This window comes from Fontibacillus phaseoli (genome assembly GCF_003337355.1).
In the GTDB taxonomy this organism is placed as follows: domain Bacteria; phylum Bacillota; class Bacilli; order Paenibacillales; family Paenibacillaceae; genus Fontibacillus; species Fontibacillus phaseoli.
This window is the reverse complement of record NZ_QPJW01000003.1, coordinates 135,960-158,388: the sequence shown is the minus strand read 5'-3', so window position 1 is coordinate 158,388 and position 22,429 is coordinate 135,960. Positions and strand designations below refer to the sequence as shown.

The following is a 22,429-nucleotide window of genomic DNA, read 5'->3' as shown; positions in this document are numbered from 1 at the left end:
ATTTTGGATGACAACGTAGATTATCCTGACGAAAGAGAGTATAATAAGCGAGAATCATTCTCAATGGAGATAGATTTACTTTCATGCTCCGGTTTACATAATTTATCATCGTAACATGTCAAAAGGATGGTTTTAAACTCATGACAGTCTCCACTCAGTCTTCGAAGCCCCAATATCGGTCCCGGCCGGTCGCGGCAACCCTGATTTTATTCGGCGGTGTCGCTTTACTTGTGTTCGCGATCGGGCTGTCCATCTCCGTAGGAGCGGCCAACATCAAAATGGGAACGGTATGGAATGCGTTGTTCCATTTTAACAGCGACTTGACGCAGCATCAGATTATCCTGGATTTGCGGCTCCCGCGCGCGATTGCCGCGGCATTAATCGGCGCCGCGCTGGCGGTTGCCGGGGCCATCATGCAAGGAATGACGCGGAATCCCATGGCGGATTCCGGTCTTCTGGGCTTGAATTCCGGTGCCGGTCTTGCTCTGGCTATTTGTTTTGCTCTTTTCCCCGGAACTTCATTTCTGATGATGATGTTTTATTCGTTTGCTGGCGCCGGGGTTGGTGCCGGTCTCGTTTTTGGAATCGGTTTTTTATCCAAAGGCGGCATGACTCCTGTCCGGCTGACTCTGGCCGGAGCAGCGGTCAGCTTGCTGCTGGTGGCCATCAGTGAAGGAATCGCGATCTATTTCAAGGTAGGCCAGGATCTTGCCTTCTGGTATGCGGGTGCCGTATCCGGGACGACCTGGACGCAACTCAAATTTGTCTCCCCTTGGATAGCTGTCGGCCTGCTGGGCGCTCTGGCTCTTTCCAGATCGATAACCCTGCTAAGTCTTGGCGATGAGGTTGCCAAGGGCTTGGGCCAAAGAACGGGCGTGATTAAAGCGGTCAGCATGATTTTTGTTCTGATCCTTGCCGGTAGCGCGGTGTCGCTTGTCGGCGCGATCGGATTTGTTGGCCTGATGATACCTCATGTGGCAAGGTTCCTGGTTGGAGTAGATTACCGCTGGGTAATTCCGTCATCGGCGGTACTAGGCAGTTTGCTTATGGTGTTTGCCGACATTTCGGCACGGATGATCAATCCGCCCCATGAAGTTCCGATCGGTGCGTTGATTGCTGTGATCGGGGTTCCTTGCTTCCTCTATCTGGCGTTAAAGCAGAAAGGGGGATTGGAATGAGCGCACCTGATTACTCAGCCCATTTGCGGAAGAAAGCGGCCAAGGCCTATACCGTTATTCTTCTGTTTGCCGTTTTGATTGTCATCGTTTTCATTATCAGCATGAATACGGGTTACATCAGGTTATCTCCAGGCGATGTGTTCCGGACTTTCTTTGGAATGGGGACGGACAAACAGGAACTTATCTTATATCAATTCCGGCTGCCAAGGATTATTATTTCCGTATTAATCGGGATGGGCATGGCCGTGTCCGGTTGTATTTTCCAAGGGATATCCCGTAACCCGCTGGCAGATCCCGGGGTGCTGGGCATCAACGCGGGCGCCGGGCTGGCCGTCACTCTGTTTATCTCGTTTTATCCGACGACCGCCGCGGCACCCGTATTTTTAATGCCTTTCCTCGCACTCCTGGGTTCGAGTATTGCCGCGACTTTGATTTATGTGCTTTCTTACAAGAAACATTACGGATTGCAGCCGATCCGCATGGTACTGGTTGGTATCGCGCTGGCGGCGGGGATCAATGCCGCCATGATCATTTTGCAGCTTCGTTTGCGTCCGGAAGACTTCCAACTGCTCCAGGTATGGCTGGTAGGAAGCATCTGGGGAGCTTCATGGAAGTATGTATGGGCCTTGTTGCCATGGATCGTTATTCTGCTGCCGTATGTTTTCATACGGTCACGGGCTCTGAATGTGCTTAGTCTGGGTGACCAGACGGCAACGGGACTCGGCACGCAAATCGAGCGTTCCCGGCTTGGATTGCTGGCCGCAGCAGTCGGGTTGACCGGGGCATCGGTCGCGATCGGGGGAGGTATTTCGTTTGTCGGCCTGATCGCGCCGCATTTGGCGAGACGTTTGGTAGGGCCGAAGCACGAATACCTGATTCCGGCTTCCGCGCTTGCCGGAGGTCTTCTGGTGATCGTCGGCGATACGCTGGGCAGATGGGTCCTACAGCCGGCCGAAATCCCTACCGGCATTGTTGTAGCGATTATCGGGGCTCCTTACTTCCTGTATTTGCTTACAAAGTCGAAAATCTAACATCAATAAATCAAACAGCATCGAATCAGAGGGGGGAGCCCTATTCTGACCGATGCTGTTTGATTTTAGGGATTACTTCCTTGATTTCAATTCCGTTAAAGTTTCCTCCAGTCCCGGGTAAGCGAAAGTGAAGCCGGCCCTGAGCGCAGCTTCGGGTACTACCTTTTGCCCTTCCAGCAGCAGTGAAGACATTTCACCGAGCAGAAGCTTTAAAATTGGCCCCGGCAAAGGGATCCAGTCCGGACGACGGTAGACACGGGCTATACAGGAGCCGAATTGTTGATTGGAAACAGGATAGGGACTGACCGCATTCACCGGACCCGAAATGCCGGAATGCTGAACGCAAAAGTCTATTAACCGGATCAGGTCGTAAAGATGGATCCAGGGCACCCACTGTCGCCCACTGCCGATCTTCCCGCCGACGCCGAGAAGAAACGGGAGGCGCATCAGCGGGAAGGCACCTCCGCCGTTTCCGAGAACGACTCCGGTCCGAAGTTTAACGAGTCGACGACCCTCGAACCCTTCATCTGCGGCGGCTTCCCATTGCTCCGTTACTCTGGTGAGAAAGTCGCTGTGCACCTGGTCGAGGCGATAATTTTCAGTAAATTCGTCCGTAACGGAAGTCCCGTATATTCCGACGGCGGATGCTTGCAAGATGACCTCAGGTCCGGGCGTGATCGCCTTGCTCAGACGCGCTACCTCGCGGGTTGCCTTTAGCCGGGATTCCAGAATGCTTTGCTTGGCCCTGCTGGTCCAGCGCTGATTCAAAGTCGCCCCGGCAAGATTCACGAATACATTTCCGCCCGCAAGCGGAGCGGGATCTTCTCCAAGCTCGTCCCAAGTCCAATAGGCTGGAGCCGTCTGAACACTTCCGGCTGATCCCGCAGTGGATTTGTCTTTGTTTCTGGAGACGATCATCACTTCATGGCCTTCATTCATCCAATAGCTTGTCAAGGCCCGCCCGATAAACCCGGTTCCCCCAAAGATGACATATTTCATGCAGCATGCCTCCCTTGTTCAATAAATTGGTACCGTATCTCCCTATTTCCCTATAGAAAGAAAAACATCCGAAACCTTGGATTTTCAGGCCGGATGTCGTTTTTTACCGCGCTATTTATTCATTAAGTGCCGGTAAGGCTGATAATCGATCTGGTTCTTCTCAAGAAAATGGATCAGGAACTTGTTGTCCCTTTTAGGGGTTGCCGATATATACCCTTTGATACAATGATCCCGGGTCACCTCGGAAGCCTTCTCTTCCAGGGCGATTTTGCCGATTTCGGCGGCAATCGAGTGTTTGGCGATATCGCGAAACGGTCCGGGCACCGGCTGCACCAGCATATTCAAAAAAGCTTTGGCATCATCACTCCATAAATGCCGGCTGGCTTCGACCCAGTGATTTTGCCAGTCCAGTTTGGACTTGCCGTCCGCCTTGGGCAGCACTTTTAAAAATTTCCGGAACATAAAGAACCCGCCGATGACCATCATGCCGAGCAGCAGAAATCCCCAGAAAACGATACTGTTTAAAAACAAGTTACTGGGCCCTCCGGAAGACAGCGGGAGCAGCAAAGCATTGTTCAGCATGGAGCGCACACCTCAAAACTTTATTGGAATATGTGACATTGTTAATTGATAAAAATTATACCTTATTTCCGGTTTGATTTCGAGCCTTCCGTTGAATCTTGCATTCTATTTTCGAGAAAGCTATGAATGCTCCAATCTCTAAGGCGCGGCTAGCTTTATTTTGGCATTCAAGATAAAATAGGGTTGTTTAGCGATTTACTGTCCAAAAGGGGGAAAAGAAAATGCTTAAAATAGGCTCCCATGTCTCGTTCTCGGACAAAGGGCTGATAAGCGCAACTTCGGAAGCCGCTTCTTACGGCTCCAGCTCGTTTATGATATATACCGGTGCACCGCAGAATACGCGGCGTAAACCGATTGAATCGATGAACATCGAAGAGGGGAAAGCGGCGATGGCCACGGCGGGAATCGAAGAAATCGTCGTCCATGCCCCTTACATCATTAACCTCGGATCCTACAAATCGAATACGTACCAGCTTGCGGTTGATTTTTTGCAGGAGGAGATCCGGCGAACCCATGCGATCGGCGTACGCAATATCGTGCTGCATCCGGGGGCTTTTACCGATAAGGATGCGGAATACGGTGTTGCGCGGATTGCGGAAGGTCTGAACGAAGTGCTGAACGGTACGAATGAAACGGACGTTAACATCGCCCTTGAAACGATGGCCGGAAAAGGGACAGAAGTCGGGCGCAGCTTCGAGGAGATCGCGGCGATCATCGATAAAGTGCAGCACAATGAGCGCTTGACGATTTGCATGGACACCTGCCATATTCACGATGCCGGCTACGATATCGTGAACGATCTCGACGGCGTGCTCCGTCAGTTTGACGATCTGATCGGATTAAACCGGCTTGCGGTCGTTCATATCAATGACAGCAAAAACCCGATCGGAGCCCATAAAGACCGCCATACTCCAATCGGTACCGGATGGATTGGCTTTGAAGCGATCAACAGGGTCGTTCACCATGAGGCGCTGCAAGGGCGGCCGTTCATTCTGGAGACGCCTTGGGTAGGTAAAGACGCCAAAACCCAGCGCCCGATGTACGAAATGGAAATCGCCTTGCTCCGGGGCGAACTTGCCGCGCGGTTTGGAGAAAGCGTGCTGACTGAGGTGGAGCAACTCGGGGCCTTTTTTGCCGGACAAGATATCCATCCGCGGGCTTTTGTGCTGGATACGTGGAACCTGCTCAAGAATGACGCCAAGGCGAAAAAGGCGGATCCGCGCGAGCCGATGGAACGATTGTACGACCTCGTAACCGCAGCCAATTTGTTCCCGGATTATTCCGAGGAACAGGTCAATCAGCGCCTGCTGGCCTGGCTGTCCACGGGGCATTAATTTATACAAAGATACACAGGGGGATTAGGAGAACGATGGAAACACATGTCAAGACAGGTGCACGACCTGTCAAACCTTATGAAAACAACCGGGCCCGGATGTTGATTTCCTGTCCGGACGGCCCGGGGATCGTGGCCGCGGTTTCGCATTTTCTGCACCAGCACGGCGCGAATATCGTCCAATCGGATCAGTATACGATGGATCCGGAGGGCGGCATGTTCTTCATGCGCGTGGAATTTGATCTGGAGCAGCTCGAAGACCGGGTGGCCGGTCTGAAGAACGACTTTAAGTCGATCGCGGACAAGTTCGAAATGCAGTGGAATTTGTATCAGCTCAGTAAGAAAAAGAAACTGGCCATCTTCGTATCCAAAGAAGACCACTGTCTGGTGGAGCTTTTGTGGCAATGGCAGGCCGGTGACCTGGACGCTGAAATTTCCATGGTCGTCAGCAACCATTCCGATATGAAGGAGTATGTGGAATCCTTCGGCATTCCGTACTATCATATCCCGGTTACGCCGGAGACGAAGGCGGAAGCCGAGCAGAAGCAGCTTGACATCGTCAATGGGAAGGTCGATTTGATCGTGCTGGCAAGATACATGCAGATTGTGTCCCCGGCGCTGATTCAGCCTTACCGGAACCGGATCATCAACATTCATCATTCCTTCCTGCCAGCTTTTGTTGGCGGTAAACCGTATGCCCAGGCCTACGACCGGGGCGTGAAAATCATCGGCGCAACCGCCCATTACGTTACGGAGGAACTCGATGGCGGACCGATCATTGAGCAGGACGTTCAGCGGGTAAGCCACCGCGACAACGTCAGCGAGCTGAAGCGGATCGGCAGGACGATCGAGCGGGTGGTTCTGGCAAGAGCCGTTAAATGGCACATCGAGGACCGGATCCTCGTGCATCAGAATAAAACCGTCGTATTCAACTGAAAATGCACATCCAGACCTTTTAATCGCGCGGCAGACAGTAGTTCATATGCCGCGCGGTTTTTGTTTTCGGGCAACTTTTCTATCCCGGTTACCGTTAATGTTATGAATGGATTTAGGCAAATACATATCGGAGAGAGGGGAACGTCCTGTGCTTTTTTCAATAAAACGATGCTCGGCCATTGTCCTGTTCGTGCTTGCGGTCATGACTGGGCTCGGAGCTTTTGTTCCGCAGCCGGCTTTCGCGGCGGGACCGGCGATCGGCATTCAAACCGAGGTCGGCTTTGAGGGCAATGTGAAAATGAATGAATGGAGCCCGTTGACCATTACGCTGAACAGTAACACGGACGTGTCCGGGGAGCTTGTGGTTCAGGTCGAAGATCCCTATAACGGGACGAGCGTATCCCATATAAAAAAGGTCGATTTGCCGGCAGGAACGACCAAGGCTGTCACGTTCGGCATCTTGGGCAGCAGCTTTGACAATAAGAACAATGAAATTCGTTTTTACGAAGGCTCGGCTGAGTCGGGCAAATATATTCCTTTTGCCACCGGCAAGCCCTATTTGCTTAGCTCCGTCAATCGAAATACGCTGATCGGCACGTTGGCAGGCGATCCCGACAGCATGAATTTTTTGGCGGCTTTGAACGGTACCGGGAATAATGCAGGCATCATCCCTTTGAAGGGCGAGCAAATCCCCGAAGACGGGGTATTGCTTTCCAGCTTGGATGTGCTCGTGTTGAACAATTACCCGACAGACACCCTCAACGCCAAGCAAATGGAAGCCGTTCGTTCATGGGTGAACCTGGGAGGGACGCTAGTGCTTGGCGGGGGCCAAGGCTACGCCAAAACGGCTCAAGGATTGGAGGACTTGTCTCCTGTTGAATTCAAAGGAAGCGCGGATGTCCGCTCCTTCCCCGAGATGGTGCAAATCGGAGGCAAGCCGCTGTCTTTAAGCGAACCCTTTCCCGTATCTTCCGCGGTAGTGAAAGAGGGGGCCCGGGCGGATATCTCGTCCGAATCGCTGCCCTTGTTTGCTTCCTGGACTTCAGGTAAGGGCAAGGTTATATACGCCGCCTATGATATGGCGATGGAGCCCCTACATAGCTGGGGCGGACATGCAGCAGTATGGAATACGGTACTAAAAGAAGAATTGTCGGCGAATTCCGGCACAATGGGAGGCTGGGTCTCCGGGACGAACATGATGTCAGGCGTAAGCTACTTACTGGATCTGTTCCCGTCTTTAACGCTGCCTCCATTCTCCCTGCTGCTTTGGCTGTTGCTGGGATATGCCGTTATCGTAGCTCCTGTGTTGTATTACGTGCTTAAGAGATTCGATAAGCGGGAATGGTCCTGGGGGCTTATTCCGCTGATTGCGGTCATTGCCAGCGTCGGTATTTACGTTGCCGGCACCTCCGGTAAATCAAGCGTACGAACGCATACGCTCAGCATTGTGGAACTCGACGGCAAGGGACAGGCTACGCGGTCTGCAGCCACCGCCTTGTTCGTACCGCGCGGCGGCACTTACAATTTGACCTTCGCGGCCGGTACTTACGTTTCCGTTACACGAGAGGACGGGCTATTGGGAGGCGGGCAATCGGGAGGAGCCAACCGGCAGTTGATTCGGGTAAATCCGGAGGCGACGGATGTGAAATTGAGAGATATGACGCACCGTTCGATTGCCAAGCTATGGATGAGTAAATCGGAACCGCTCCAATCCGGAGCGATGAAGATTGAGGTTTCCTATGATGACAAGGGCAATCTGCAGGGTACGGTTACGAACGGAACCAACGGTGATTTGAGCGATGGAGCCTTGCTGGCCGGAGGGAAAGTGTATAAATTGGGAGAGATTCCGAAAGGGAAATCGGTTCCGGTTCCCCCTTCCATTGCATCCGTAGTATATCAAGATTACGGTTCAGCTTTGTTTCCCCATACCTCGACCTCAGGCAGAAACGACGATTATTTGCTCGAACGTCAACGTGGAATGATCAATCAATATGTAGGTACCGGGTTAGTCTCCGGCAATCCCGTATTTCTCGCCTGGAACAAGGAAGAACTGGGTGAATATAAAGTCAACGGCAAAGTAGCGGCCTCTGAGCAGCTGAATATGATTATGCAGTCTTTTACGCCAAGCTTCACCCATAACGGCAAAATGTCGATCCCATTTGGACTAATCGCTGCTAAGGTTACTGAAACGACATCCAAAGAATGGGCAAGCGAGGGGCCCGGCAGGGTGAATATGTCGCCCGGCGACATTACATTGGAGTACGAATTGCCGAAAAACAAGGATATTCATTATTCGAATTTGGAGCTGCGTTGGACATATTCGGGAGATCAGACGAATGCGATGATTTGGAATTGGGATAGTCAAGCATGGGAAAAGCTGGACGGTTTGAACAAATACCAGGCTGAATTCACCACAACCGCAAAATCCTATTTAAAAAATGGGTACCTGAAAATCAAAATTACGGCCGGAGAGTGGACTTCCTTCGACCTCCCGGAAATCGCCCTGAAAGGAGAGGCCGGAAAATGATTGAAATTCAAAATTTGACGAAAACCTATGGCGGGTTTGATGCCTTGAAGAATGTCAATCTGTCGATTTCCAAAGGAACCGTGTTTGGCTTCGTGGGCCCGAATGGAGCCGGAAAGACAACTACGATGTCCATTTTGGCCACTTTGCTCGCGCCTACCTCGGGAAGCGCCAGGGTAGGTGGATTCGAGGTGACGGAACAACCGCATGAGGTACGCAAAAGAATCGGCTACATGCCGGACTTTTTTGGCGTATATGATCAGTTCAAGACGACGGAATATCTGCATTTCTATGGCGCAAGCTACGGGATTCCGCGGGCAGAGCGGGAGCAATTAATCCCGCAATTGCTGGAGCTCGTCAATTTAAGCGACAAAAAGGATGCTTATGTGGATAGCTTGTCGCGCGGCATGAAGCAGCGCCTGTGCCTCGCCCGCTGTCTTGTACATGATCCCGAAGTGCTCATTCTGGATGAGCCAGCTTCGGGACTTGATCCCCGCGCCCGGATCGAAATGCGGGAAATTCTGAAGGAATTGAAGCTGATGGGCAAAACGATTATCATTTCATCACATATTTTACCGGAGTTGGCGGAAATGGTCGATGAGATCGGCGTGATCGAGCATGGGGTCATGGTCGCCCAGGGCAAAGTGAGCGAGATCCAAAACCGGTTGAGGGTGAAAAGAGTGCTGCATATCCGCGTATTGGACCGGTCGGAGGAGCTTGCGGAACGGCTTAGGGACGAGGCGCATGTCAGTCAGGTGTTCCATGACGAGACTGGCGTGCACGTTCATTTCGGAGGCGGAGATGCAGAGCAGTCGCAATTGCTTGGCGGCATGATTTCGGCCGGCTATCAGGTTGTATCTTTTCATGAGGCGCAAAGCAATCTGGAGGACGTGTTCCTTGAAATCACGAAAGGGGGAGCAGACCATGAACAACTGGCGTAAAGTGCTCATTAATCCCGTGCTCGGCAAGGAAATTACCCTGCGGATGCGAACTCCCAAATCTGCTTTTTCCGTATTTGCTTATGTGCTGGTGATGGGGCTCCTCGCTATGGGCATTATTTTCGTTATGACCTCCAGCGGGGGGATTCAAGGCGGCAGAGTTGATCCCGGGGTGAGCCGGATGATGTTTTACGCGTTGAGCATCGCGCAGCTTGTATTGATTGCATTCATGACTCCGGCGCTGACGGCCGGGGTGATCAGCGGAGAACGGGAAAAGCAAACTTTGAACATGCTGCTGACGACGCAGCAGAGCTCGGCCACGATTGTTTTAAGCAAGCTGGTATCTTCGTTGAGCTTCATGACGCTGATCATTCTCTCAACCTTGCCGGTATATAGCATCGTATTTTTATATGGCGGAGTGTCACCGAGCCAACTGATATCCGTGTTTCTGTTCTATCTGTTCGTGATGCTGCTGCTCGGGTCGATCGGCGTCTTTTTCTCCACGGTGTTAAAGAGAACGATACTGTCGGTGATCATGACCTACGGCGTGGGCCTTGTGATCTTTCTGGTTACCGGGCTGGCTTATCTGTTTGCCATGAGTATAGACCAAGCCAGCCATTACAGTTCCGGCACACCGATGCGGGCCTATTCGTGGGTCGGCTATCTGCTCGGACTTAATCCGGTCGGGGCGCTGATCAGCATTTTCGAACCGTCGTTTTCGGAGACGGCATTTCTGGTGCAACGGAGCAACCTGCAGTCTTCGGCACCCATCGAATTGTGGCAGGAATTCATCCTTGTCTACAGTCTCTTGATTCTCTTATTCCTGTGGATCGCCATCCGCCGCATCCGGCCGGTGCGAGGGCGAAAGCTGCGTAAGAATCTTCAAGCGCAGCCGGTAAACCGGGAAGAAGGATAACCGAGGGTCACCAATTATTGAGAGGAGGGGGCAAAGGTGGAGCAGTTGAACCGTCAATTAAACACGGTGCGCCGGCGGCTGCAATGGTTCCGGGAGTTGGACGGAATCAGACATGGTTTTTGGGCCGGGCTCGTTGCCGCCTCTCTTTTGTTAGCGGCAAGCAGGTTTTGGCCCATGGAAGGTGCGTTATATTTTGCCGCGGGGAGTCTGGCCTTGTTGACTGCGGCAGGCTGGCTGCGGGGGCGCCTGCGCAAAATCCCGCTAGCCGAAGCCGCCCGTGAAATGGACACCCCGGAAACGGGAAATGAAAGACAGGATTTTATGGCGACGGCGCTTGCCTTCGCCGAAGAGGATTCGCTTCCGGCCCAATTGCAGCGCCAACAGGCGGAGGAGCACGGAACGGCCTACGTATCGGAGCTTAAACAACGTTTGCCGCTGCCACGTAGCCGCAAATGGTGGATTCCTTCTTTAGTGGGTGCGCTGGCGGTAATCCTGCTCGTTGCGCTTCCGAATCCGATGGATCAGGTGCTCGACCAACACCGCAAGGAAAGGGAATGGATTCATGCCCAACAAGAGGAGACAGGCAAGCGGATCCAGGAACTCGAGACCAAAGAGCTGGAGCCTTTGGCCAAGGATGCTCTTTCCAAGGAGCTGACGGATTTGCAGCAGGCATTGGATCGGAGCCGGGAGCCTGCCGAAGCGCTGGATAACGTGGAAGAAGCGATGCAGCGGCTGAAGGAGATGCAGGATAAGCTGGACTTGAAGCAACAGCAGAGAAATGATTGGCTTGCGAATTGGAAAAATCATCAGGTAACCGAAGGGCTCGCCGCCGCATTGGAGCAGGAAAACGCCGGTGATTTGGATAAAAAGATGAATGAGCTTCAGCAGAAACTGCCTGGCATGTCCCAAGAAGAACGGCAAAGCTTGAGTGATGCACTCAAGAAAATTGCGGAATCCGCTCCGGACGGGGATGCTGATGCCAAGCGGCTGGCGGAAGCGTTGAAGCAGGCGGCTTCAGCAATTGACAGCGGAGACCAGGTAAAGAGCGATCAGGCGCTGGAGCAACTGGCTGAAGCATTGAAGCAGCAACTTCGGACGTCCGATGCGGAGTCCGGACAGTCTGAAGCTGCCGCCGCCCTAGCCTCCGCTTTGGCAAAGCAAGGAATGGGACTGGCGGAAGATATGGCAGCTTCGGGGCTTGCCGTGTCGGACACGTGGAGCATGGGAGGCAGCGCCGAGCAGCTTGCCGCCGGAGATAATTATGCCAGCGGGGGCGAGGCCGGCAGTGAACCCGGAACTGGTCAGGGTTCGCGCGGACCGGAGAGGACCGGTTCAAACCCGGGCTCGGGAACTGGTAATGGCAACGGAAACGGGAACGGGAACGGTAATGGAAATGGTAGCGGGAGTGGATCAGGCCAGGGTCAAGGCCAAGGTCAAAGTGCTGGACAGGGAACCGGTGCTGGGTTGGGTAGCGGCGGACGGACCCTGGTAACTACCCCGCGCGATCTGGAGGGTAATGGCAATGTGCAGGTCGACGGAGGGCCAAGCACGGGAGGCAGCGTGCAAAAAGGAGGGGAATCTCCCGTATTTGACGGGGTAAGCCGTCCTTATGAAGAGGTATACAGCGACTATGCGGCAGAGGCGAAACGTTCCCTGGAGCGGAAAGATCTTCCGCAAAGCATGCAGAGCCTGGTGGAGAACTATTTTACGGAGATAGATCCCAGTCCGTAAGCGTAAACAAGAGGAGGAGATTTGTGATGTTGGAACCGTCAGCCCAGGTAAAATCGTGGAGCAGTGCGATCGAACAGGTACGCGAGCAGATTTCACGCGTCATTGTTGGACAGCAGGAGGTCGTGGAACAGATGCTTTGGTGCATTTTTGCGGGCGGACATGTCTTGCTTGAAGGGATTCCGGGACTAGGAAAAACCGTGCTGGTGAAGACGATTGCCGATACGCTGGACCTGTCTTTTTCGCGGATCCAGTTTACGCCGGACTTAATGCCAAGCGATATCACCGGTACGAATGTCATCACCTTCGGTCCGCAGGGCGCGGCAGATATGGTCTTTCAGGCAGGTCCGGTATTCAGCAGCATCGTGCTGGCCGATGAGATTAACCGGGCATCTCCGAAAACCCAGAGCGCGCTTTTGGAAGCGATGCAGGAGCAGACGGTGACCGTCGGCGGGGAAACCCGGAAGCTGCCACAGCCCTTTTTTGTGTTAGCGACGCAAAATCCGCTGGAGCAGGAGGGAACCTACCCGCTGCCGGAAGCGCAGTTGGACCGGTTCATGCTCAAAATACATGTTGGTTACCCGTCTCCCGAGGAACTCAAGGAAATCGTCCGCCGGACTACCTCGGGGAATCAGCCGGTGCCGGAAAAGAAGACTACGTCGTCCGAATTGCTGGAAATCCGCAAGGCCTCGAAGGAAGTGCTGCTGGCTGACGAAGTGCTGGATTATGGGGTGCGCCTGTTGATGATGACTCACCCGGAAGAGAAGGAGGCGCCGGAAGCCGTGCGGAACTATGTCCGCTTTGGCTCTGGACCGCGCGGGATCCAGTCGATCGTGTCCGCAGCCAAAGTGAGGGCGATCTCCAAGGGGCGGTTGCACGTTTCTACCGGAGACATCGCCACGGTAGCCGTGCCGGCGCTGCGGCACAGGTTGTTTCTCAATTTTGAAGGCCAGGCGATGGGGATTTCCCCGGACCTGATTATTGAAGAAGTACTCTCCGCATTGGAGGGGTCAAGATGATGAGCCCGCTTCTTCCGCCCGGCCTGCTTCCCAAACTGGAGAGGTTATCGGTGAATTCCGGCAAAAGAGTGCGGGGAACCGTGCAGGGTAAACGGCGGTCGGGGCAATTCGGGGCCTCACTGGAATTCGCCGACTACCGCGAATATACACCGGGAGATGACATACGTCGGTTTGACTGGAGCGTCTACCGGCGTACCGGCAGGCCTTTTGTAAGGCAGTACTGGGACGAGCAGGAAATGTACGTCAGTCTTTACCTGGACATTTCTGCATCCATGGATTTTGGGGGTCGGCAGATATTAGATCAAGGGGGAGTCCCGGGGCAGGAGAACAAGCTGCAATATGCCAAAATGCTCGCAGCTGCCGTCGGTTATATGGCGTTGGCCTCTGAAGACCGGGTTCAAGCCTCTATATTTGCGGCCAAAATTGAAAACAGGCTCCCCAATATTCGCGGGAAAGCCTCGGCTTCCAGACTATTTGCTTTTTTGCAAGAAGCGGCGGCGTCGGGTACCGGGGATATGTCCCAGGCATTGCATACTCCGTCTTCATTACCGTCCAGACCCGGAATGACCTGGATTTTCTCCGATTTGTGGTTTGAGGGCGGAACTGAGGATGTAAAGGCTACACTTTCCTACTTTTTGGCAGCGGGCCAGGAAGTTGTACTTGTACATGTCGTTTCAGAGGATGAGCTTCAGCCGGAGGTTAGCGGAGACTTGCGCTTAGTGGACAGTGAGCTGGGGACCGGTAAAGAGATAGCGATCACCGGTAAAGTGCTTGATGCCTACCAGAAGGAGCTGAACAGATATACGGGCGATATTTCCGGATACTGCAGTGAGCGGGGTATTCGTTATGTACAGACGCCGACCCATTGGCAGCTGGAGAAGGGGATTTTTGAGGCACTTCGGGGGGCGGGGGCCATCGCTTTTTAGTAACGGCAGAAAAGAACCTTAAGATAATAGGACTGCGGAGATGGAGGGATAGCGTAATGGGGATTGCTTCTTGGGCGGGTTTATGGTTCGGCTTGGCTTTGCCGGCCATTGTCATCATGTATTTATTCAAGCGAAAATATCTCGATACGATCGTTCCGAGCCATTTGCTGTGGGACCGGGTTCTCCGCAATATTGAAGCTAACCGGCCGTGGCAGAAACTTCAAAGCCGGCTGCTTCTCTGGCTCCAGCTGCTTGCTGCAGCCCTGCTCGTAGTCGCGCTGATGCTGCCTTTCGTATGGGTCCAGGGCGGACGCCAGGGACATACGGTGATCATTGCCGATACGTCGGCCAGCATGAGCGCGGTTTTGGGGACTGAAGAGCGGGACAAGGACACTCCTGGGACGACTCTGGACCGGATGAAGAAGCAGCTCCAAGAGGATATCGATGGGATGTCTTCGGGTCAAGAGGTGACGCTGCTGAAACTTGGAAGTCAGCCTCAGGTACTGCTATCCCGGGAAAAGGACAGGAACGCGCTTAAGAAAGCCGTCTCCGAAATGTCTGCGGATTATGGAAAAGCAGCTTACCGGGAGACGCTGTCCCTGGCTTCGGCGCTGACCCGGAATGACCCGGAAGCCAGCGTGGAGATTTATACGGACAGCCAGTGGCCCGAAGGCTCCGGTTCCGGGAACGTTGTATTCGATGTTCCGGTACAAGTGAACTCCATTCAAGATGAAAAGGCGGGCAATACCGCCATTGTTCAATTCGGAGTTAGGCAAGACGGGGAAGAAGACGGAGTTTTGGGCATCGCCGTCGTGAAGAACTACCGGAAGGATATTATGGAGACCTCGCTGGACTTGTATGGAGACGGACAATTGTTGGCCTCCAATCAAGTAGTTATAGAAGGCGGGAAAAGCGCAACGGTTTCTTTCGGGCAGCTTGACTCGGCCGAGGTATATCGGCTGTCGTTAAGCGGCGAGGATGCTTACGCACCGGATAACGAGGCGTTCGCATTTCGGGAGGAGGCGGGTTCAGCGAATATTCTGCTGCTCTCTTCCGGGAATCTGTTTCTGGAAAAAGCGCTCCAATTGACCGGTGCCCGAGTTACGCGCATGGATCCGGGCGCCTCTACCGGCAAGAATGGCGGTTCCGGGGTTCCGGCATTACCTGACGCCAAGCCTGACATCATCGTCATCGATGGCGCGGAGCCCGATTTCGTACGGGAGGGCGCGTGGAGGGATTTGTTGAAAGAAACCCCGTTATGGACATGGGGAGGCGGTGGAGAGAAAGCACAGCCGGAAAGCGGGGAAACGGAAACGTTAAGTCATCCCGTAACTCGTTACTTGTCATTATCTGAGGCGCCGACAGGGCAGTTACTGAAGCGGGAGGTTCCTGTATGGGGAGAACCACTTCTGAAAATCGGTAGCTTGCCGGCGGCTTATGCGGGAAAAGATCAGGGGGTAGCCCGGCTGGTTTTTCTGTTTGCGTTGGAAGATAGCGATCTTCCACTGCGGCCCGAGTTTCCGATTCTGGTGAACAATGCAGTGGAATGGCTGCAAACCGGGCAGGCTACCGGCATTGGACGGGTCATGGCCGGAGCCAAGTTGGATCTTCCCGTAGCTGCGGATGACGTCGAGGGGACCTGGATTCCTCAGGAGGGCTTTGCCTTGCAGGCCGGGGCGGGGCATTTTTCGGCGGAGCGGAAGCAAGGCGTGGTCTCCTCCCGTCAAATGTCTCCCGGCATTCCGGGATTGTGGCGCCTTGAAGTTAAGGGATCAGAAGGTGCGGAGCAACGGACTTTTTTGGTGCAAGTGACGGCCGATCCGGCGGAATCCGCTTTTGAAGGCATGCGGCAGCTCCCGGTGGCAGAGATCCATTCAGACAAACCTGCGGAGGGATCTGATCAGATGGAGAGCGGAAGCCAAGCGGGACAGTCCGACAGCCTCATCTCCAAAAGCCGGCAATCCCTGGTTTATCCCGCTGCGCTCCTGGCGCTGTTTGTTATTTTAGCGGAATGGGGGGTGTATCAGCGTGGGCGTTCAATTTGATCATTCCTGGGTATTGCTGCTGTTACTTCCCCTTGTCATCGGGGCGTTCTATGCCTACCGGACCGATTTCAGACTGAAGGGAGGCCGCAGAAAATGGGCCGTCGGTTTACGGACGGCGATCATTACACTGCTGGTGCTCGTACTGGCAGGGTTTCACACCTTTACTTTGGTGAAAGATAAAGAAGTCGTCTTTTTGGCTGACCGTTCGGCCAGCATGATGGACAATGATCCCGTATGGGATTGGATCAGCAAGGCCGGTGCCGAAAAAGGCCCGAGTGATCGCGTGGGCACGGTAGCCGTAGGGCTGGATGCGGCCGTTGAGAAAAATCTGGATACCGGTCCCGTTTCCGGGGGAAGCTCCGAAGCGGCGGTGAATTCCGGATTCACCAATCTGGCAGGAGGCTTGCAGCTTGCGGGCAGCCAGTTCGGCGGCGGGGAAAACCGGCGGATCGTGCTGATCTCCGATGGGGAAGACAACGTAGGAAATGTCCTTTCGGAAGCCGCCATGCTTAAAGAACGCGGAATAGCCGTAGATGTACTGAAGGCGGTACCGCCGGAGTTGAAGGATGCCGCCGTTGAATCTTTTCATGTACCGGAAAAGCTGTACCGTGCGGAGGCGTTTGCTTTTGAAGTGCTTATCCGCAGTACGTTCGCCGGAGCCGGAGAGCTTCGTTTGTATGAAGACAACCGGGAGATCGGAAGGCAGAACGTCGCGCTGGAACGAGGGGAGAACCTTTTTGCGCTGCAGGGTTTAGCCAAAGAGCCGGGACTGCACCGTTATCGCGCGGAATTATTTGTGGACGGAGACGAGCAATCGGCAAACAATGCCAGTTATGCAATTACCCGGGTTACGGGTAGCCCGAAGGTGTTAATTGTAGAAGGAAAGAAAGGAACATCCTCCAATCTGGAAAATGCGCTGGCTTCCGGGTTAATCGATCATACTGTGATCGGTCCGGGAATGCTGCCGTCGGAGCTGGTTAAATATGCGGGATACGACAGTATCCTGTTTAATAACGTCTCCGGTGAGCAGGTCGGCGGCAAACAGATGGAACTGATCGAGCAGGCCGTCCGCTCTTACGGCGTCGGGTTCATGATGATTGGCGGGGAAGAAAGCTTCGGCATGGGCGGTTACTTCAAAACCCCGATCGAGAAGCTGCTTCCCGTATCCATGGAGTTGGAAGGCAAGCGGGAAATCCCTTCGCTTGGCCTGATCCTCGTGATCGACCGCTCAGGCAGTATGGGAGGAGACAAGCTGAAGCTGGCCCAAGAGTCGGCGATACGTACCGTGGAGCTGCTGCGGCCTAAGGATACGGTGGGCGTGGTGGCTTTCGACGATCAGCCTTGGTGGGTGGTCGAGCCGCAGAAACTGGATGACAAAGAAGGCGTTATTGCAAAAATAAACAGCATTCCGAGCGCGGGCGGAACGAATATTTTTCCGGCGGTATCGGCAGCTACGGAGGAAATGCTAAACGTCGAGGCCCAGCGGAAGCATATCATTTTGCTTACGGACGGACAATCCGCCGTGAATTCCGGTTATGATGCCCTGCTTGAGAGTATGACGGACGGGAAAATCACGATGTCCACCGTGGCCGTGGGAGAAGATGCCGATGTCAATCTTCTGCAAAGTCTGGCTAATGAGGCAAAGGGGCGGTATTACCTGGTTAAGGACGCGACGACGCTTCCGGCCATATTTAGCCGGGAGGCGGCCATGATTGCCAGAACCTATATTGTGGACAAGCCGTTCATTCCGGCGCTCGTACAGCCCGGGGACTGGAGCGGATGGTTCCAGAACGGATTGCCGAGCATTTACGGCTATGTCGCCGCAACGCCGAAAATGACGGCCCAAACGGTATTATCCAGCCCGGAGCCGGACCCGCTGCTGGCAAGATGGCAGTACGGATCGGGGCGGACCGTGGCCTGGACCAGCGATCTGACGGGCAAATGGTCTCGCGATTTCGTGAAATGGGACAGCTTTCCCGGATTGTTCGCCGACATGGTGAAGTGGACGTTTCCGCAGTTTGCGGCTTCGCCTTATGAAGTCAACACGACCGTCCTCGGCAATGAGGTGACTTTCGAAGTGACGGCAGAGGGCGCCGAATCTCCGGAGGAACTAGAAGCGCTCGTCAGTGGGGAAGACGGAGGCGAGGAGACGGTCCCGCTCGCCCAGGTTTCCCCGGGCGTTTACGAAGGGCGTATGACGGTAAGGTCTTCGGGATCCTTCCTGCTTCAGCTCCGGAACAAGAACGGAGCGGACGGAAACGGCGAAGAACCGGCAGGGATGCAGGGAACCGGCTTCGTTATCCCGTATTCGCCGGAATACCGGCTGCCGCCGGCCGAGCCGGAGGATAAGCTGCAGGCCGTGGCCGAACTGACTGGCGGCCGCATCTTGGACTGGAACAAGCCGGAGGCGGCGTTCCAGTTCACCGCGCAGCCGCAGCGGTCGCTGCGCGGCTGGGAGCGCCCGCTGCTGGCCGCGGCGCTCTTGCTCTGGCTCGCCGACATCGCCGTGCGGCGTCTGGCGCTGCCTTGGGGCCGCATGGCGGCGCTCATCGCCGCGGCCATGCCTTGGCGCCGCCGCGCCCGCGCGCTTGCGGCGGCTGCAGCGCAGCCCGGCGCATCCGCAGGCGCTGCCGCGGATGCCGGGCTCACCCGGCTTGCCGCGCGAAAATCGCGCGCGGCCGCCTTTTACGGCGCAGGCGGCGATGGTGCGGAGCGCGGGAGCGTGCCCCCCGCTCCCAGCCCCGCCGCCCAGCCTGCGGCATCGCAGACAGCCGCATCACCGCCGTCGTCTGCCGCATCACCGCCTACGATGTCGCCGATGAGCAAACCGTCGCCTATGATGTCGCAGGCGGCCAAATCGCCGCCACCTGCCGGTTCTCCGGCTCCAGCCCCTTCGTCGCAGCCTTCTTCAGAGAAGGAAAAGGCTGGGCGGAGTCGAAGCGGAACAACGGCTGATGCCGAGTCGGGGAACGATCGCCTTGGCCGACTGTTGGATGCCAAGCGGCGCAGCCGGCGCTAGAGCAGCAGTCCAGGTTTTTGCGAACGAATGGAAGTATATAAACTTGCCGCAATATCGCATATATAATGCTTGTTTGTACGCTCCAAAGAGACAAAAATCTTAAAAATGTCTTTTCAAAAGTGGACACAAAGGAGTTTTAGCGCAGAGAGCGTCGAAATCAATATATAGATACTTGCAAGCTATTTTTTTACTGGATATGGGGTTAGTAGTAAAAGAGAGTTTATATCTCTTTCGGAGAAAAGTGTCCACCTTTTGAAAGACATTTTAATGATTATTCCACGAGGGGTGGACATTTCTCCGAATCTGACCGGCAATCGAACGCGAAAATCCTGAATACGCCTAGTAAAAAGCGGCAGTCCCAATTAATTTTTGGGGCTGTTTTTGCATTCTGCTGCACTTTATCCAGGTTTTCAGGAAACGTAGCAGATGACGCCTGCCGAATACCGTCAGCAGCAAAACATAAATATTCTTGTGCCAAGAGAGGGAAAGCTATAAGCGACTGCAGCCATCGAAGAATGGGTATGGAAAACGGATGCATGAAGTGGTACAATAGATAAAGTCAAAATGATCATTTCAATTTGAATGTTTTACTTAGCAAGCTCAAGCCTTACTTTGCGCACAAGTATTTTTCCATGACCAAGGAGGAAAAGAAATGCCATTGTCAGACAACAACACCATTGAAAATTTGTCGATCACCACGATCCGTACACTGGCGATCGATGCGATCGAAAAAGCGAAATCCGGCCACCCCGGCATGCCGATGGGTTCGGCTCCGATGGGGTATCAACTGTTCGCCAAAACGATGAACCACAACCCCGATCATCCGACATGGATTAACCGCGACCGTTTTGTCCTGTCCGCAGGACACGGCTCCATGCTGCTATACAGCCTGCTTCATTTGTCGGGTTACGATCTCCCGATGGAAGAACTCAAACAGTTCCGCCAATGGGGCAGCTTAACCCCTGGCCATCCGGAATTCGGACATACGGCAGGCGTTGACGCTACGACAGGTCCGCTCGGCCAAGGGATCGCCATGGCTGTCGGTATGGCGCTGGCTGAAACCCAGCTTGCGGCAACTTACAACAAAGGTGACCTGAAAGTGATCGACCATTATACTTACGGCATTTGCGGCGACGGCGACCTGATGGAAGGCGTTGCGAGCGAAGCGGCTTCCCTGGCGGGACATCTGAAGCTGGGCAAGCTGATTTTCCTGTACGATTCCAACGACATTTCGCTGGACGGCGAACTTAACCTCAGCTTCTCCGAGAACGTAAGACAACGTTTTGAAGCTTACGGTTGGCAAACGCTGCGCGTAGAAGACGGCAACGATCTGAACGCGATCCAAGCGGCGATCGAAGAAGGCAAACGCGAAACCGAGCGTCCTACTTTGATTGAAGTGAAGACGGTCATCGGATACGGTAGCCCGAACAAGCAAGGTAAAGGCGGCCACGGGGGTACGCATGGTTCCCCGCTCGGCGCGGACGAAGCGAAACTGACGAAGGAATTCTACAAATGGGTCTACGAAGAAGACTTCTATGTGCCTGAAGAAGTGCGCGAACACTTCGCCAAAGTGAAAGAACGCGGCATTGCTGCGAACAAGGCATGGGACGAAACATTCAAAAAATATAAATCGGAATACCCTGAGCTTGCGGCTCAGTTTGAACAGGCTGTTGCTGGCGAACTTCCGGCAGGCTGGGACAATGATCTTCCGAAATACAGCGCGGAAGACAAGGCCGTTTCAACCCGCGTAGCCTCCGGTAACGCACTTAACGGTTTGACCGGCGGCGTGCCTCAGCTTTTGGGCGGTTCGGCCGACCTGGAAAGCTCCACGATGACGCATCTGAAAGGTCTTTCGGTCTACACGCCGCAAAACCGCGAGGGACGCAACCTGTACTTTGGCGTTCGCGAATTCGGCATGGCTGCGGCTATGAACGGGATTGCCCTGCATAGCGGATTGAAAATTTTCGGCGGCACGTTCTTCGTGTTTACCGATTACCTGCGCCCGGCCATTCGTCTGGCTTCGATCATGAAGCTGCCGGTAACTTACGTGCTTACGCATGACAGTATCGCCGTAGGCGAAGACGGTCCGACTCACGAACCGATCGAGCAGCTTGCCTCCCTGCGCATTATTCCGGGTCTGACCGTCATCCGTCCTGCCGACGGCAACGAGACTTCGGCTGCTTGGGCATATGCGGTTGAAAACCAATCCAACCCTGTAGCGTTGGTGCTGACCCGCCAAAACCTCCCGATTCTCGAGAAAAGCGCAGATCTGGCACGCGAAGGCGTGAAACGAGGCGGGTACGTTGTATCCGATGCGAAGGACGGCAAACCGGTAGCACAAATCATCGCTACAGGTTCTGAAGTACAACTCGCCGTGAAAGCTCAAGCTGCTTTGGCTGAAGAAGGTATTCACGTCCGCGTCGTAAGCTTGCCGAGCTGGGATCTGTTCGATAAACAGGATCAGGCTTACAAAGATTCCGTTATATTGCCGGACGTCAAAGCCCGCGTCGCCGTGGAAATGGCGCATCCGTTCGGTTGGGAGCGTTATGCAGGCGAGAAGGGGTCCGTCATCGGCATCGACATCTTCGGGGCTTCCGCGCCTGGGGACAAAGTGATCGAAGAATACGGATTTACCGTTGAAAATGTAGTGAAGCACGTGAAGGATCAATTGAAGTAAATGATTTGATTTACCGTTGAGGGGAGCGGGAAACGTGGAGCAGCAATTGAAAAATGTAACTGTAGACAAAGCCGCCAACATTTATTTTGACGGCAAAGTAACTAGCCGGAGCGTATGGCTGCCGGACGGCAACAAAATCACGCTCGGGATCATGCTTCCCGGAGAGTATGAATTCGGGACGGATTCGCTCGAAGTGATGGACATTTTGTCCGGAGACCTGAAGGTTCTGCTTCCGGGAGAAACGCTTTGGAGAGAGATCAGCGGCCGCGGCACGTTTACCGTGCCCGCGAACGCTTCTTTCAAGCTGGAGGTCCGCAGTGTAACGGATTACTGCTGCTCTTACGGTTCGGGAGCTTAGTTAGGTCACGACTTCTCGGCAAAACAGATCAAAAGGCAGGTACAAGCCGAGCGCTGTACTTGCCTTTTTAATTGTGTTTCAAAATAACTGGAAAATCTCCAGTTATTTTAGCCCATGGTAGGGCTGGCGGTGGAATAACTGGAAAACCTCCAGTTATTTTGGTCGCCTCAGCGGCTAATAGAACAAAAAGCCGAAATTAGCTGGAGGTTTTCCAGTTAAT

At 54.1% G+C, this 22,429-nt stretch carries 16 protein-coding genes; 14 read left to right on the top strand and 2 right to left on the bottom strand.

All coding sequences use genetic code 11. The features are described from left to right. Positions 1-140: 140 nt before the first annotated feature. Both DFP94_RS10860 and DFP94_RS10855 read left to right on the top strand, forming a co-directional pair. Positions 141-1,178, top strand: a complete 1,038-nt coding sequence (locus DFP94_RS10860) for a FecCD family ABC transporter permease (RefSeq protein ID WP_114496507.1) — start codon at positions 141-143, stop codon at positions 1,176-1,178. Next, positions 1,175-2,209, top strand: coding sequence for a FecCD family ABC transporter permease (locus tag DFP94_RS10855; RefSeq protein WP_114496506.1), 1,035 nt, complete (start codon positions 1,175-1,177; stop codon positions 2,207-2,209). The genes DFP94_RS10860 and DFP94_RS10855 overlap by 4 nt, the downstream gene beginning before the upstream one ends. A 72-nt stretch (positions 2,210-2,281) precedes the next feature. Here the strand turns inward: DFP94_RS10855 and DFP94_RS10850 are convergent, their stop codons facing one another. Both DFP94_RS10850 and DFP94_RS10845 read right to left on the bottom strand, forming a co-directional pair. Further along, positions 2,282-3,208 (bottom strand): TIGR01777 family oxidoreductase, encoded by a 927-nt coding sequence (locus tag DFP94_RS10850; RefSeq protein ID WP_114496505.1) that lies wholly within the window; start codon positions 3,206-3,208, stop codon positions 2,282-2,284. Between the two features lie 111 nt (positions 3,209-3,319). Next, complete coding sequence (locus tag DFP94_RS10845) at positions 3,320-3,790, bottom strand: DUF2621 domain-containing protein (protein ID WP_114496504.1); 471 nt, start codon at positions 3,788-3,790, stop codon at positions 3,320-3,322. 221 nt (positions 3,791-4,011) lie between these two features. On the opposite strand from DFP94_RS10845, the gene DFP94_RS10840 reads away from it, so the two are divergent. The 12 genes from DFP94_RS10840 (at position 4,012) to ppnP (ending at position 22,209) form a co-directional block, all read left to right on the top strand. Continuing rightward, complete coding sequence (locus DFP94_RS10840; RefSeq protein WP_114496503.1) at positions 4,012-5,124, top strand: deoxyribonuclease IV; 1,113 nt, start codon at positions 4,012-4,014, stop codon at positions 5,122-5,124. A gap of 35 nt (positions 5,125-5,159) precedes the next feature. After that, positions 5,160-6,059 carry a formyltetrahydrofolate deformylase gene (gene purU, locus DFP94_RS10835; RefSeq protein WP_114496502.1) on the top strand — a complete coding sequence of 300 codons (900 nt, stop codon included), beginning with the start codon at positions 5,160-5,162 and terminating at the stop codon, positions 6,057-6,059. Between the two features lie 148 nt (positions 6,060-6,207). Then, positions 6,208-8,586, top strand: a complete 2,379-nt coding sequence (locus tag DFP94_RS10830; protein ID WP_114496501.1) for a DUF7408 domain-containing protein — start codon at positions 6,208-6,210, stop codon at positions 8,584-8,586. Then, positions 8,583-9,524 (top strand): ABC transporter ATP-binding protein, encoded by a 942-nt coding sequence (locus tag DFP94_RS10825; protein ID WP_114496500.1) that lies wholly within the window; start codon positions 8,583-8,585, stop codon positions 9,522-9,524. Before DFP94_RS10830 ends, DFP94_RS10825 begins: the two co-directional genes overlap by 4 nt. Next, positions 9,508-10,437, top strand: coding sequence for an ABC transporter permease (locus tag DFP94_RS10820; protein WP_114496499.1), 930 nt, complete (start codon positions 9,508-9,510; stop codon positions 10,435-10,437). The genes DFP94_RS10825 and DFP94_RS10820 overlap by 17 nt, the downstream gene beginning before the upstream one ends. Before the next feature lie 36 nt (positions 10,438-10,473). After that, complete coding sequence (locus tag DFP94_RS10815; protein ID WP_114496498.1) at positions 10,474-12,168, top strand: phage tail tape measure protein; 1,695 nt, start codon at positions 10,474-10,476, stop codon at positions 12,166-12,168. Between the two features lie 26 nt (positions 12,169-12,194). After that, positions 12,195-13,184 (top strand): AAA family ATPase, encoded by a 990-nt coding sequence (locus DFP94_RS10810; protein ID WP_114496497.1) that lies wholly within the window; start codon positions 12,195-12,197, stop codon positions 13,182-13,184. Further along, the gene (locus DFP94_RS10805) at positions 13,181-14,110 is read left to right on the top strand and encodes a DUF58 domain-containing protein (RefSeq protein ID WP_114496496.1); all 930 of its coding nucleotides are present in this window, start codon (positions 13,181-13,183) and stop codon (positions 14,108-14,110) included. The genes DFP94_RS10810 and DFP94_RS10805 overlap by 4 nt, the downstream gene beginning before the upstream one ends. A gap of 56 nt (positions 14,111-14,166) precedes the next feature. Then, entirely contained in the window at positions 14,167-16,155 is a 1,989-nt protein-coding gene (locus DFP94_RS10800) for a vWA domain-containing protein (RefSeq protein WP_114496495.1), read from the top strand. Further along, the gene (locus DFP94_RS10795) at positions 16,139-19,174 is read left to right on the top strand and encodes a VWA domain-containing protein (RefSeq protein WP_114496494.1); all 3,036 of its coding nucleotides are present in this window, start codon (positions 16,139-16,141) and stop codon (positions 19,172-19,174) included. The genes DFP94_RS10800 and DFP94_RS10795 overlap by 17 nt, the downstream gene beginning before the upstream one ends. 652 nt (positions 19,175-19,826) lie before the next feature. Further along, positions 19,827-21,851, top strand: a complete 2,025-nt coding sequence (gene tkt, locus DFP94_RS10790; protein WP_114496493.1) for a transketolase — start codon at positions 19,827-19,829, stop codon at positions 21,849-21,851. Positions 21,852-21,885: 34 nt separating this feature from the next. Then, on the top strand, positions 21,886-22,209 hold the full coding sequence (gene ppnP, locus DFP94_RS10785) for a pyrimidine/purine nucleoside phosphorylase (protein WP_114496492.1): 324 nt from the start codon (positions 21,886-21,888) through the stop codon (positions 22,207-22,209). Positions 22,210-22,429 lie beyond the last annotated feature (220 nt).

Bases quoted from the DNA above. Each gene is read 5' to 3' on its own strand.
- DFP94_RS10860 (WP_114496507.1), top strand. From the start codon at position 141: ATGACAGTCTCCACTCAGTCTTCGAAGCCCCAATATCGGTCCCGGCCG.
- DFP94_RS10855 (WP_114496506.1), top strand. From the start codon at position 1,175: ATGAGCGCACCTGATTACTCAGCCCATTTGCGGAAGAAAGCGGCCAAG.
- DFP94_RS10850 (WP_114496505.1), bottom strand. From the start codon at position 3,208: ATGAAATATGTCATCTTTGGGGGAACCGGGTTTATCGGGCGGGCCTTG.
- DFP94_RS10845 (WP_114496504.1), bottom strand. From the start codon at position 3,790: ATGCTGAACAATGCTTTGCTGCTCCCGCTGTCTTCCGGAGGGCCCAGT.
- DFP94_RS10840 (WP_114496503.1), top strand. From the start codon at position 4,012: ATGCTTAAAATAGGCTCCCATGTCTCGTTCTCGGACAAAGGGCTGATA.
- purU (WP_114496502.1), top strand. From the start codon at position 5,160: ATGGAAACACATGTCAAGACAGGTGCACGACCTGTCAAACCTTATGAA.
- DFP94_RS10825 (WP_114496500.1), top strand. From the start codon at position 8,583: ATGATTGAAATTCAAAATTTGACGAAAACCTATGGCGGGTTTGATGCC.
- DFP94_RS10820 (WP_114496499.1), top strand. From the start codon at position 9,508: ATGAACAACTGGCGTAAAGTGCTCATTAATCCCGTGCTCGGCAAGGAA.
- DFP94_RS10810 (WP_114496497.1), top strand. From the start codon at position 12,195: ATGTTGGAACCGTCAGCCCAGGTAAAATCGTGGAGCAGTGCGATCGAA.
- DFP94_RS10805 (WP_114496496.1), top strand. From the start codon at position 13,181: ATGATGAGCCCGCTTCTTCCGCCCGGCCTGCTTCCCAAACTGGAGAGG.
- DFP94_RS10800 (WP_114496495.1), top strand. From the start codon at position 14,167: ATGGGGATTGCTTCTTGGGCGGGTTTATGGTTCGGCTTGGCTTTGCCG.
- tkt (WP_114496493.1), top strand. From the start codon at position 19,827: ATGCCATTGTCAGACAACAACACCATTGAAAATTTGTCGATCACCACG.